The organism is Saccharibacillus sacchari (genome assembly GCF_037722395.1).
GTDB lineage: Bacteria > Bacillota > Bacilli > Paenibacillales > Paenibacillaceae > Saccharibacillus > Saccharibacillus sacchari_A.
Map to the genome: position 1 here is coordinate 1 of NZ_JBBKAR010000063.1, position 12,460 is coordinate 12,460.

At 51.3% G+C, this 12,460-nt stretch carries 11 protein-coding genes; 7 read left to right on the plus strand and 4 right to left on the minus strand.

The window, feature by feature from the left end; all coding sequences use genetic code 11:
* From WKI47_RS25355 to WKI47_RS25370, 4 genes are all read right to left on the minus strand, one after another.
* A partial coding sequence (locus WKI47_RS25355) for a hypothetical protein (RefSeq protein ID WP_340230000.1) occupies positions 1-714 on the minus strand: 714 nt, incomplete at its 3' end.
* Between the two features lie 37 nt (positions 715-751).
* Positions 752-2,683 (minus strand): 3'-5' exonuclease, encoded by a 1,932-nt coding sequence (locus WKI47_RS25360; RefSeq protein WP_340230001.1) that lies wholly within the window; start codon positions 2,681-2,683, stop codon positions 752-754.
* Positions 2,684-3,008: 325 nt separating this feature from the next.
* Entirely contained in the window at positions 3,009-6,584 is a 3,576-nt protein-coding gene (locus tag WKI47_RS25365; protein WP_340230002.1) for an S-layer homology domain-containing protein, read from the minus strand.
* 733 nt (positions 6,585-7,317) lie between these two features.
* The gene (locus WKI47_RS25370) at positions 7,318-8,493 is read right to left on the minus strand and encodes a phosphodiester glycosidase family protein (protein ID WP_340230003.1); all 1,176 of its coding nucleotides are present in this window, start codon (positions 8,491-8,493) and stop codon (positions 7,318-7,320) included.
* 415 nt (positions 8,494-8,908) lie between these two features.
* Between WKI47_RS25370 and WKI47_RS25375 the strand changes: the two genes are divergently transcribed.
* The 7 genes from WKI47_RS25375 to WKI47_RS25405 all read left to right on the plus strand — a co-directional run bounded on the left by WKI47_RS25375 (position 8,909) and on the right by WKI47_RS25405 (position 12,288).
* Positions 8,909-9,256 (plus strand): hypothetical protein, encoded by a 348-nt coding sequence (locus WKI47_RS25375; RefSeq protein ID WP_340230004.1) that lies wholly within the window; start codon positions 8,909-8,911, stop codon positions 9,254-9,256.
* Positions 9,257-9,340: 84 nt separating this feature from the next.
* Positions 9,341-9,715 (plus strand): hypothetical protein, encoded by a 375-nt coding sequence (locus WKI47_RS25380; protein ID WP_340230005.1) that lies wholly within the window; start codon positions 9,341-9,343, stop codon positions 9,713-9,715.
* A 34-nt stretch (positions 9,716-9,749) separates the two neighbouring features.
* The gene (locus WKI47_RS25385; RefSeq protein ID WP_340230006.1) at positions 9,750-10,112 is read left to right on the plus strand and encodes a DUF4181 domain-containing protein; all 363 of its coding nucleotides are present in this window, start codon (positions 9,750-9,752) and stop codon (positions 10,110-10,112) included.
* A gap of 82 nt (positions 10,113-10,194) precedes the next feature.
* Positions 10,195-10,632 carry a hypothetical protein gene (locus WKI47_RS25390; protein ID WP_340230007.1) on the plus strand — a complete coding sequence of 146 codons (438 nt, stop codon included), beginning with the start codon at positions 10,195-10,197 and terminating at the stop codon, positions 10,630-10,632.
* Positions 10,633-10,650: 18 nt separating this feature from the next.
* Positions 10,651-11,019 carry a DUF4181 domain-containing protein gene (locus tag WKI47_RS25395; RefSeq protein WP_340230008.1) on the plus strand — a complete coding sequence of 123 codons (369 nt, stop codon included), beginning with the start codon at positions 10,651-10,653 and terminating at the stop codon, positions 11,017-11,019.
* Positions 11,020-11,302: 283 nt separating this feature from the next.
* The gene (locus WKI47_RS25400) at positions 11,303-11,965 is read left to right on the plus strand and encodes a hypothetical protein (RefSeq protein WP_340230009.1); all 663 of its coding nucleotides are present in this window, start codon (positions 11,303-11,305) and stop codon (positions 11,963-11,965) included.
* A 47-nt stretch (positions 11,966-12,012) separates the two neighbouring features.
* Positions 12,013-12,288, plus strand: a complete 276-nt coding sequence (locus WKI47_RS25405) for a hypothetical protein (protein WP_340230010.1) — start codon at positions 12,013-12,015, stop codon at positions 12,286-12,288.
* Positions 12,289-12,460 lie beyond the last annotated feature (172 nt).

Sequence of the window (12,460 nt, forward strand, 5' to 3'; positions counted from 1 at the left end):
TTCTGTTTGTAGAGGTTCTCCACTTTTATGAATAAATCGTTCACTATAAATTTTGAATATTTCATCAAATGCCTTAAAATCAATTTCCCAGCGATTATTTCTTACTGGTAAAGTCATTAGTTCTCCAAAAATTGATGCAACAAAAGACTCTCTTTTTTCGTTATTTCCTAAAAATTTCAAGTAGCTTTTGCATTTTATTTGAATAATATTTCTTACAGTTTCCTGTTTTGATAAGATACTTAAGCTGGATAAGATTACTTTTAGTCTCTCTTCACAGTGATTGCCATCAAAAATTTTAGAATACAGCAATCGAAATGTACTTTCTTTGGGCTTGATTTGATTTCCTATTTTTTTGAATGCTTCATATTTCTCATCTCTATCTAAGCTATTCCATTTATGAAAAATTGAGCGTTTTGAAAGAGCAGATGTTGTAAACAACACTCTCTCTTCTACTTGTTTATGATCTTCATAATTATCATACCAATTCCATACAGTATTCCAAATATCCACACCTCTATCTGACAATGTAGAATTTCCTTCATGATGTTTAACTTCAATTTGTTTAGCCAATTTTTTCGCAGATATAGTAGTAACATCACCTAAATGTTCAATAACTACTTGCTCTCCTTCATCCATTTCGAAGCAATTAATTAATGCTACATAAGTTTGATAAATAAACCCCAAAGTTTTTAATGTATTATCTGAATTTGGCATAAAATCCTCCAACAAAATTCTAATGATTTTAACGAATTTACTTAACTATTGTTGTATAGTGTGCTCTATGATCAGTAGCTATTCTAATAATTGAGTTTGCAAACCCAATCCCCTCACAATAACTCAACACTAACCACTCCATCGCCCTCGTCATCCCGATATAAAACAACGAAACTTCCCGCTCCACGTTCTCTTCCAACTTAAACGGCATACTCTCCACGTTCACGATAAACACCGCTCGGAAATCCAGCCCTTTCGAGCTATCTATCGTCGACAGCTTCACCGTATCCGCCGTCCGATCATAAGCCCGCTTGGAATTCGCATCCTCCGCGATCCAGTCATGTGGAATCTCCAACCGCTCCAATTCCTTCCGCAGCCGATCCACGTAGGAGTACGAATACCGATTCCGCACCCGGTAAAGGATCGCGATCTCCGAGTAAGGCACCTTCTTCTCTTCATGCAGCTTGCAGATCGCGCGGGCGACCCAAGCAGCTTCTTCGCCAAAGTTGGCGCACTGCTTGATGATCGGCTCCGAGCCTTTGCGTTTGGTGCTTTGAGGCGGGATGATCTCGACGCCGTCGACGCTGCTGCCTTCTTTGACACGGTCTTTCAAAGCGGAGTGCGTCCGGTAAAAGTCCCAGGCGAAGTTCACGATCTGCGCCGTATTGCGGTAGTTGATACTCAGAATCTTGGAACGTCCGCGGAAATCAAGGCCGGTGCTAGACGAGAGACTACTTTTGCGTCTGAAAATGTTCTGCGCTTTGTCTTCGACGAGCAGTAGAGACTGGGTTTCCGGGTTCAGCACTTTACTAAGCAGCTCCAACCAGCTCGGTTCGAAATCCTGGCCTTCGTCGATCAGGATCGCGTCGTAGGTCGGAAGGATCGCTTCGCCGAGTTTGACCTTTTCCAGCAGCGGTTCGATTCCGGCATCCGGGATACGTAGCGTGTTTTTCAACCATTCGTGGAACGTCGCCGTCTCGATGTTATGCTTCTTGGCAGTGTTATTGCCGCTTTCCTCCGCGCTCATCGCCACAAAATCGAACAGGTCTTCCGGTTCTTCCATCATCTTGTGGATCATGCTTTTCAGCACGCGGGATAGCGGAATGCCGTAGCAGAGCACGAGAATTTTCCAATCGGGATGTTCTTTGGACAACAGACGGGCACGGGCGGATAGAATGAGTGTTTTGCCGCTTCCCGCAACGCCGCGGATCAACCGATTTTTATCGCCGAGCTGACGCGCCAACGATTCCTGATGCAGATCCATCGCCTGAAGATTATGTAACGATAACAACAGTTGATCGTCGTGATGGATAGAGGTTTTGTACTCCGCGCTGATCCGCACTTCGGGGAAAAGATGGTAGCGGATCGCTTTGATATCGTCTTCGCTGAGCATCTGATTTTGGTGAAAAGGAACAGTGAACATGTCCAACATCCGTTCCAATAGCGCCGTGCCGTCAAAGTCTTCGCGATCGGTGTCGATATCATCTCGCGTCAGTATGAACTGCGGTTCGATCACTCGATGCAGCTGGTGTTTGACGACATGCGTCTCGCGCATTTGGGTAAATACGACGCCGAAGCCGAATCGGAATTTGAGTTTGCCGTAGTAACTACCGCCAACTTGAATAAGGCTTTTGTCTTTTTTGAGCTTGTCCACAATGTTAAAAGCATTTTTCCGAGCCTGATGTAGCGGATTCATCACCGTGGTCAATTCGCCTTGCTTAGTGTAGATACGCCATTCTTTGGGAAAAAGTTCGTACAGCGTGCTTTCGGTATAGTCTTTCACTTCCAGCACAAGCATACCGAGGTCCGGGCCGATCACGACAAAGTCGGGCTCGCAACCGAAGATGCGGGGTTCATAGTAGACGATGTAATCGTCGGGCAGATATTCTTTGAGGGTACCGAATAACAGGCGTTCGCCTGCGGTCACTTTCGCGCCTCGAGGGAGGGTCTCCGGGATCATATAAGCCATAAGGTGTCACTCCTTGCTGCGGACAGATCCCGTTTAGGTCCGGTGCTTCCGGAATCTGGGCGATATAATAAGTCTTTTAGGACGTAAGACGGGGTAATCCATAAAAATCAGCAGATAGACAAGGTCTACCGACGCAGATATAGCTTCCAAGCACTAGTTAAGACCTATTGTAACTGGATGGCTACACTTTTGGAACCTTATTCCCTGTAATTTTTCTAAATTCTGCTTAAAAAGTGGATATCCTCTTTCTTTACACGAAAATAAACCCCCTTCTCCGCGGATAGCGGAGCAAGAGGGTTTATTTAAAAGCAACTACTTCAATATTCTACATCCGTCCGCCGTATTGCAACAGCCGCACGATCAGGGCCGCGGCTTCGGCACGCGTGATGTCGTTTTGCGGATGAAGCTTGCCGGCTGCGTCGCCTTGCAGGATGCCGAGCTGGCGCAGGTTGTGCACCGCTTCCTCGGCCCACGAAGAGACGTGTTCATCGGCCGCGCTTTGCGATGTCGAAGCCGAAGTTGCAATTGCCGCAGGCAAAGCGTAACCGCTCGCCGCGACTTGCGACGCGTACTGCACGGACAATGCCCGCTCCAACATAACGGCCATTTCTTCGCGGGTGACTTCGGCGTTCGGACGGAAGCCGTCTTCGCTGCCGCGGATCAATCCTGCGGCGTAAGCCGTATTGACCGCGTCGGTATACCAATCGTCGGCGGTATCGGCGAATGGCGCGGCTTCGGTCGACGCGTCCAACCCTAGCGCCCGGACCAGCAGCGCAGCCAATTCGCTTCGGGACAGCGTGCCGTTCGCATCGAACGTCGATGCCGTGCGGCCTTCGACGATCAGGCTGGAAGCCAGCTTCTCGACTCCTTTTTGCGCCCAATGATCGGACAGATCACTGAAGTTGACCGGACGGTTCACGATCGCGTACACGCCTCCGTCTGCCGGAACGCCGACTTCGCCGGCGCCAAGCGCGGCTGTGACGAAGCGGAACGTACCGGCTTGCGTATCCCAGCGCACCAGCGTACCGGTTGAATGCGCAGTCGTACCCGTTTTCGACACGGAGGTTTGGGTGATGGAAGCGACGTTATCGGCCGCTGCCGCAACCGAAGTCCCTACCAGACCGGCATGCTGCGTTTGCAGGATCGACGATACCGGCGAAGCTCCGGAAGCCGTCTCGGTCGTTGCCCAGACCAGTCGGACCGTAGCGGCTTGACGCAATGCGGCGGCCGCTTTTTCGGCTGCGGCGCTTGATTCTCCGGTCAAAGCGATCGACCAGCTTGTCGGAGTGGTCAGCATGGCGGCGCCCAGACGTCCGGCTTCCGAACGAACGGTTTGCATCGCGGATTCTGCGGGTTGCGCAGCGCTCAATTCGACCGTGCGCGGCGCGGAACCGCCAGTGGCGTTGCCCAATGCTTCTTGCAAAGCCGCTACCGGCAAAGACAACGTTCCTCCCGACGTTTGCAGCGTGACTTCGGCTTTCGGATTCAGCGCATACCAGGCTTTGACCAGATCGCTATCCAGCGAAGCGACCGAAGCTGCGTTTTCGCTGGCCAACGAGATTTTGCCGTTCAGCACGTCTTGACGGGAAACGGAAAACGCGCCGTTTAGACCGGACAGATTCCACGATGAAGTCGGAGCGGCCGCGACCGGAACCGGATTTGGCGTGACGCCGGTATTCGAACTGCTGCCCGAATTGCCGCCGCTCACCGGAGGCTGCGGTTGTGGCTCAGGCGTTTCCGGCTGAGGTTCCGGCTTGACCGCTTCGCGCACGATGACGATCGGATACGACTGATTCGCTTCGCCGTTTTGCGCGCTTACGACCAGATCGTACCGATTTTCTCCCGTTTGCAGGATCAACTCTTTCGAAGATTCTCCCTGAAGGATAACGTCGCCGTTCAACGTAACGGAAGCGCTCGGATCGAACGTGGAAGGCGTCAAAGCCACGCTGTACACGTCCGAGGTCACGGTCGCTTCATAAGCGCGGGTGTCCGCGTTATACGCAAGCGGTTGTCCCGGATCGCCTGCCGCCGTGCTCCACCGGATACCAGCTAGAGCCGTATCCGCCGATAACGGCACGTCGATATCGACTGTTTTCACCGTTACATTGCCCGACGTATCCCGCGCGTAGAACGTATACGTTCCGCTTGCCGATACATCGAAAGACTGTCCGTTTGTCAGTTCGGTTCCTTCGTTCGTGAAATATTCGGCAGGGTGCTCGCCCACCGCCCATTTCAACGTTTCCAGCAGATTGAGCTTGCCGAACACGTCGGCCGAAGCGGTCACTTTTTTCGTGATCGGCAGTCCTGCGGACAATTCGGACACGACCTTGATTTCCGGCTTTTTTTCATGCACAAACGTGATTTGGACCGGATTGCCGAGAATGACAGGTTGACCGTTTTGCATGGCGGACAACGTCAAGCCGATCTTCCGCGCCGTCTCGCTGGTCACGCGGAATTCCGCTCGGCCCGACTCATCCGTGCGCACCGACGGCTGCGGGTACACGTCGACTCCGGCCGGATCGGTGTCGAGTTGAACTTCAATATCCCGAAGCGGATTTTGATACTTGTCGTAGACGGAAGCCGTTACGGTAGCGAAGCTTTGACCGTCGGCGCTTACCGATTCGGGACTCGCCGTTACACTAGACTGTTGGGCGTCCACAGCTTCAGGCAAAATTTTGAGTTGAATTTCCTGATCCAACTTTTTGCCGTCGGCCGTCACGGAAACTAGTTCTTCGCCGACTTTGCCGGTACTTTGGAACGTCGCTTCGTATTGGCCTTTGCCGAGCGGCTTGATCTCATTGATCTTGCCGAGTTTGGATCGAAGTTGGATTTGTACGTCGGAAGCGGCCGAATAAGCCTTGCCGTCTTCGTTGATCAGGTTGATCCCGATAATCGACGTACCGCCCGCATTCAGCGTCGCCGACTGCGCAGCAACGGTGCTCAGAGATGTAGAGAACGGAACGGTAATTGCCGAAACGGTGATGATTTCGACCGATTCGTTGCCTGCCGCGTCTTTGGCGTAAACCGAATACACGCCGTCGCGGTTGACAGTAAAACGGTGAGCGGTTACGATTGCGCCTTGCGTTTGGAAGTCGGTGAGCGTTTTTGCGCCGGGTAGCCATTTTTCCGTGACGATTGTATTGGAGCCTCCGCTGGCTGTAGCTTGCACGTTAATCGTACGCGAGAACGTATCTGTTCCGGGCGCTTCGGTCAGTTTGATCGAAGGCTTTTTCTCGTAAACGAATTGGATTTCCGTGTTTGGGGTCAAAACGGTTCCGTTACCCGCGTCGGCTGCATAATAAGTTACTTTTTCGGCGGCCGTGTTGGTCACGGTAAAAGTAGCTTTGCCTGCTTGATCCGTTTGGACTTGCGCAGGTTGGGCTTGGGAGCTGGACGAGTCGGACATTAATTTGATCGACTTGCCGATAAGCGGATTATCGTAAGCATCCCGAAGTTGAACCTTCAAGGTCGAAGATTCTTTACCGTCGCCTTCGACTTTGCCGGACGTAGAGGCTATGGAGGACTTTTGGAGATCGGCTGCGCTGGCGGTTACATTAATCGAGACTGGATTGTCCAGCTTTTGCCCGCCGATTTCCGCAGAAACATGGACGGTTTCAGCCATAGTGCCTGCGGTCAAATCGGCCGTATAGACGTTGCCCGCGTGTGAAACATTTTCGATTTTTACTGATTGGCTATCTGATACGAAGGTAGGGATTTCTGTTCCCGTATAAGGATACCCTTTGCCGTCTTGAAGCGTTAGCGTCAGACGGGTAGAGCCGGTTCCGGCTTGAATGGTCGATGTATTGCTTTGAATGGTGCTGAATTGAGTCGAGAAAGGAGCGTCGTCAATAAGCATATAGGTTTTGAAAGCAAGATCGCTATTGGAATCTTGTCCAAACATTCCTCTGTTATATTTATCGTTGTTTGTTGCAAACATGACTTCAATAGTAGAAGTTTGGATCATAAACAGATAAGTTTTATCCTTGATCAAATTCGGAGGAGAATCAAATTTAAACTCGAGCTCCGTAAACCATCCGTTTTCTTTTTTCTCTATTGTTTGAGAAGCGATCACTTGAGAATTGCTTGGATCTATAATCTTTAATTCATAAGGTATCAATTTGTTGTTCGTGGATGAGTTCAGCGGTGCCATCCAATAGAAGACGCGGTTAAGCTTTCCAGAATAACCAGGCATAAACGTCTGTCGATAAACTCCGCTATGGAGTGAGGTTGCTGAATTTGCAGTCTCACTCACCTGATCCAACACTTCACTCTCCCCCGCATACGATAACCCCGCCGGCCAAACGAGAGTCCCGATCAATACCGCACTTAAGACGGATTGAGTCATCATTTTAAACACACGCTTTCCGTTTGTTCCCGATTTTTTCTCCGTTTCTTTTTCTATCCCCTGCCGCTCCATCGCCCACGCTCCGTATATGATTTTTTTCATTGCCGATTTGCTGTCATCACTATATCAGCGCCGGACAAGCCTGAACACCACCCCCTGGGTAGATTGAAAAAATAATTTGTCGGATATCGAGTTTCGCCCGAAAAACGCAAAAACCGACGTCGCAGAAACACCGACGCCGATCTTTTTTTCTTATAAAAATTTTGTATGCTTACCCGCTCGGCTTCGCCTACTTCCGCACCTTCACCAACAGCGCATTACTCACCGGCCGCCCCGGCTTTGTAATATACTTCCCGTTCATATACAACCCGCTCGAAGCTCCGCCGTCCAGGTTCATCGCCTGATACGCACCCGCCTGCTTCATCACCCGGGCCAGCTGCGGCATCGAGGCTTTCGGCAGCGTGACCATGATCAGCTCATGGTTGCGAGTGATCCCGATCGCGCTGCGCGCCGCCTGACCCCGCAGGATCGCCGGATCGCGGAACCCTTCTCTCGGCGCGTTCACCGCGACCACGCCATTTTGCACCAGCAGCGGACCTGCTTGCACGGCGCCTTCCACCTGTCCCGCAGCGAACGCCTGGCCGAACTGCAACCCCGGGATCATGCGCGTCATATGGTTATGGTCATACGCGAATACCGTGAGGTTGGAACCGCCGTTGACGAACTTCATGTTTCCTTTGCTGACCAGATACCCGTACGGCGCGCGGTAAATCGCCGAGCTGTAAGCGTCGAAATACGTCGCGTTGATCGCCGCATACGCGTAATTTTCCGAAGCGATCCATTTCAGATTCTGCACCGTTCCCGCTTGGTTATGGGCAAAAGCCGCGTCGAGCGATACCCTCGGGTGCATCAGCTGCACGGTTACGATATTCGCCCGGAACGCCGCGCCGCCGGAGTAAAATACCTGTTGGCGATACGTCACCGGCTTGTCCGTCAACGAACCGCGCGCGATAATCGGCAGGTCCATCGACTGCCCGCCGCTCGTGATGCGCATGGAGGAGGTGGATTCATGCCATTTGACGGTCAATCCCAGATGCTGCGCGGCGAAGCCAAGCGGCACGTAAGTCACCCCGTCATAGGCAAAAGGCGCCGCGTCGATCTTCACCTTTTTCCCATTGACTTGCGCTTTCTTTTTCCCCGTTTGAAGCACGATCTTTTGTTTGCCTTTGACGATCTCGATTTTGCTTGCGTCCCCGGTCGCGTTGATATTCGCCCCGGCGAACGTGCTGAGCACGCGGATCGGAATATACGTCCGGCCCGCCGCCGGGTCCGAGTATCCAAAAACTTTGGCCGAGGACGAGGTTGCGGCTGCCGCTGTGGCAACCTCCGCTCCCGGCACCGCGCCTGTCGTGATCGATCCTGCAACCAGCGCGATCGCCAGCAGCGTTTTTAACCCCTTTTTCATTTCAGCCTTATCCCCTTCGCATCTGCTTATTCGTTGAAGGTTGATTTCCGTCAGCCCACCTGACCCTGTTCGTTTCTTCCTTTTTATATTATCTGTTTTTACGTTGGCGGAATGAACCTTTTTCAAGAAAAACCCTCCTTAGGAATTAGATAAAAATCGTAACTGCGCCATTCTTCCAAGCGTCTATTCAAAAGTAAGAACAAAGCCCCAAATCCGAAACGCACTAGGGCGTGTACGCAAACTCCGAAGGGCGCAGATTGAGCTGAATTTTCGTTCTCAGCAAGGAACTTTTCCGAAGGCGTGCCGGGGCACGTCAAGGGAAAGTGACGTAGAGGAGGGCGAAAAGGCAGCTCAAGATGCACGTCGCCTGAGTTTGCGTACACGCCCTAATACGCTGCCGAAAGGAGACTGCTTCATGCTGGACGACCTTCTCCTCCTTTTACTCCCCTTCACCCTGGCCCAATCCCTGCTTCAATTTTTCATCGTCAAAAAAAAAGCGGAGATCGCCAATCCTGCGCAAAAATGGACGTACCATCTGTGGACTTCGCTTCCTTTTCTGCTGCTGATTCCGATCTTCCCGCTGCTCTACCATTCCGAAGGACGCGAAGCGTGGCCAACGGTCATGAGCCTGATTGCTTTGACATTTGCGCTTAACGCAGTCGCAGAACGCAAATATGCACCGGCAAAAAGGCAGCACGTGGCGTCCGCGATTCTGTCGGTGCTCTACATGGGGACGTCTGCGGCATTATACATGATTTTTTAAAAATTCACCCAACTAATTCCACTTATCAAGCGTTTAATTATTAAGGAATGCGGCCATTACTCTTTTGGAAAGCAGGTGGGGTTGATGAATATTGCACAGATGGGGAATTCGGCAATCTTGATCATATTCGCCATGGTGGCTTTAGGCCTGCTATTCGAGCGGCTTATCGTACGCGGCGAGGATCGACGCAGGCTTACGGATCTGAAACCGATGCGAATCTATTCGATTATACTGAATTCGCTTCTTATCGGTTCTTTGACGTTTGTCGCTTTGTCGGTCGATACCAGTCTTTTGTTCTTTCAGTTGGCTTTGGTAATTTTGGTGTTGTTCGCCGTGACTCAAGCCTTTCTTGAAAAAAGATACTTACCGAATACCTGCCGTCATATCGCAACTTTACTGAACGCAGGTTCCATTGTTTTGATGCTCGGCTCTATGATCTTACTTCACCCATTCGCTTAATCCCAAAGTCTATTTGTAAAAGGAGGACTCTTCCATGAACCCGGCTTCCTTCTCGATCCTCGGCACAGGCAGTTTAGTTGCTGTGCTGCTTATCTACTTCGTCGCTCCCCGTTTTATCGTGACAGGACCGGATCGGCGCAGGCTTCAGGATATTCCGCGGTTGGATCTGATTATGAAAATCGTCATTTTTTCCGCCATCGTCTTGCTGCTCGTAGCAGGCGTGCTGAATATGAATCTCGACCTGGTTGCTTTTCCGCTTGCGATCCTGATCGGTCTTCTGTTTATGTTTATGGAGAAAAAGTACCTGCCCGACACGCGTCGTCATTTGGTTACGCTATGCTGGATCGGCAGTCTGTGCGTGGTGTTCGGCATTTATGCGGGGGTTACTTATTTCTAAACAGCTCGGTGATACAAAAACGGCTTTCCCTTCGTCTTCCTTGCAACACAATCTGCCCGAATCATCGAAGGGGGTCCAAAGCATGAATCCAACCGAACCCAATTCCACTTCTCCATCCAAAAAACTGAAAAGAAATCGCCTGCTGTCGTTGATCACCATCATTGTCTCCGTTTGTACGATCATCATCATTGCCACGCAAGCTTTCGGGATTCTGCACGCGATGCGTCCACTTACGGTTACGTTGAAAAACAACACGAATTCCGAAATCATGTCCGTCGAGTTTCGTATGACGCATATGGACGCGCCTTATGTGTTCGAACGCGCCGTTCCCGCCGGCGAAAGCCGCAATATAAGACCGGAATTCGAGAATCTGGTCGAAGGCGAGCTGACTTTTACCGCCGTAGATGCCGAAGGGCATGTCTATACAGGCATCGCCTGCGGCTATACGTCTACATTAAGCGGAGAATCCACCGTCACGATCGACACAGACGAAGTGACGATACAAGCTGAATGCAGTTAAAAGAAAGGAAGGATAGCTATGACACCAGAAGGTACAGCCGCAGCGATTCTGCTCGCCATCATCATCGGAGCCAGACTGTTATTCGGCAAACTGTTCGTCAACCGTAGCGATTCGCGCAAGCTTCATCAGACGGTAAAAGGATACATCCTCACAACCCTCGGCAGTCTCACCGTCATCATTTTGGGCTTCACTCTGCGTTATTGGGGACTGGAAGTTGGAACGGCCCAAAGCATTCTCCTGGGTCTGTTGCTGTTGCTCGGCGGCTATTATGCGTTTCTCGAATGGCGGTATATCCGCGAGTCCCGCAGGCATATCGCGACGCTGCTCACCACGGTTGTTGCGGTAGCGGCGGTCGGCGTCTACGTGTGGATGCTGCCTGTTGCTTAAATGAAACGAAACGCAAAAGCTTTTTAAACTAAACAACCTTTCCACGAAAACCATTCGGAACAGGTCGTCGTTTAAAAAGCTTATTTTTTATTTGCCGACCTGCACCTACAACGCCTGACTCTCTTCACGTCCCCGCGACAGCGCAACAGCCAGCAGTGTTTTCCCTTTTTGAAGTAAACTTTTTGGGAAAGATTGCTTGACCGGATTTCGGGGTGAAAAGAAAGTAAGGGGTGCATCGCAAAGGATTTAGATAGAAAAAATGGGGCAAAGGAGGAATGATCCGATGAACCTACTGGAACCAAAAGACCTCAAGCGAGAGCACGAAGTGTCGCTGCGCTTGAAGCGTTCGACGTTGATTGAACCGACAGCCAGACGTCTTCCGTCGGGAGCGATTGCGCTTATTGCGGGGGCAGCCGCTTTTATGCTTACGGCCTCTTTAATCGCTACTGTAAAAAAAGTTCGGCAAACCCGTGAAATCAAGCGATACTTCAGCGGAGAAACGACGGACCGTTTGGCGGCGTCTGCCGATGCCATCGTGCACCTGATCGAACGCGAATCCGGCGATGCCGTCGCGCAGTCTGGTTATCCGGCATCTTTGCTTTTGGAGTTGGAGCGTGAACAGCACCGAATGGTCGAAGCTTACGGCAGTCTGTACCGCACGCTTGGAGCCAAAGAGCAGTCCGAGCTGATCGAGCCGAAGCAGTTGCTGATTTTTAACGGAATCGCGGCTTTTGAAGCTTTGCCCGTAACCGAGGAAGCGGCTCAGTCCGATATGCGCTTTATTACCGATACCGCGCAAATGCTGGCTTTGGACCGTCTGTATACGATGTGCCTCCATATCCGCGAGCTGGCAAGCGGGGACAATCGGGCTTCTTACAGCGCCGAACGCTCGGAACGCTCCGCCGCCCGCCTCCTGACTTCGATCGGACAGCAACCTGAAGCCTGATACGCGGAACCCGAAGCAAAAATCCAGATCAGAAAGGAAGAACAAGTATGTCCCAACGCGTAACCGTGCAAAACAGCCCGGACGTCGACGTAATCCGGGCCGAATACGAACAACTCTGGACAGACATGCAGCATGCAGACGCAAAAAAAGCAGCCCGAATCCTGGAGCGCAGCCGACGCAATCTGTTGCCTCTGGGTCAACGATTGACGGAAAGGCTCCAGCCGCTGCGCAGCCATCTACTATGGGCGATCCCGTTGGGAACGGCTGCTGCGGTAAGTGCTTCGTATGTTGCTTTTATTTGGGTGGCATTGTGGGTGGAGTAGGAAAACTGTTTAGATTATCGGAGATCGCCTAGGGCGTGTCTTCAAACCTCGATGGAAGCAGATTTTGCCGAATGTTCGTTCTCAACAAGGAACTTTTTTGAAGGCGTGCCGGGGCACGTCAAGAGAAAGTGAAGAGATAGAGGGCGAAAAGGCGAAAAAAGATGCACATTGG

Excerpts from the sequence above, each read along its gene's own strand:
- WKI47_RS25405 (WP_340230010.1), top strand. The coding sequence starts at position 12,013 with ATGTCCCAACGCGTAACCGTGCAAAACAGCCCGGACGTCGACGTAATC.
- WKI47_RS25365 (WP_340230002.1), bottom strand. The coding sequence starts at position 6,584 with ATGTTTGGACAAGATTCCAATAGCGATCTTGCTTTCAAAACCTATATG.
- WKI47_RS25370 (WP_340230003.1), bottom strand. The coding sequence starts at position 8,493 with ATGAAAAAGGGGTTAAAAACGCTGCTGGCGATCGCGCTGGTTGCAGGA.
- WKI47_RS25390 (WP_340230007.1), top strand. The coding sequence starts at position 10,195 with ATGAATCCAACCGAACCCAATTCCACTTCTCCATCCAAAAAACTGAAA.
- WKI47_RS25395 (WP_340230008.1), top strand. The coding sequence starts at position 10,651 with ATGACACCAGAAGGTACAGCCGCAGCGATTCTGCTCGCCATCATCATC.
- WKI47_RS25380 (WP_340230005.1), top strand. The coding sequence starts at position 9,341 with ATGAATATTGCACAGATGGGGAATTCGGCAATCTTGATCATATTCGCC.
- WKI47_RS25375 (WP_340230004.1), top strand. The coding sequence starts at position 8,909 with ATGCTGGACGACCTTCTCCTCCTTTTACTCCCCTTCACCCTGGCCCAA.
- WKI47_RS25360 (WP_340230001.1), bottom strand. The coding sequence starts at position 2,683 with ATGGCTTATATGATCCCGGAGACCCTCCCTCGAGGCGCGAAAGTGACC.
- WKI47_RS25400 (WP_340230009.1), top strand. The coding sequence starts at position 11,303 with ATGAACCTACTGGAACCAAAAGACCTCAAGCGAGAGCACGAAGTGTCG.
- WKI47_RS25385 (WP_340230006.1), top strand. The coding sequence starts at position 9,750 with ATGAACCCGGCTTCCTTCTCGATCCTCGGCACAGGCAGTTTAGTTGCT.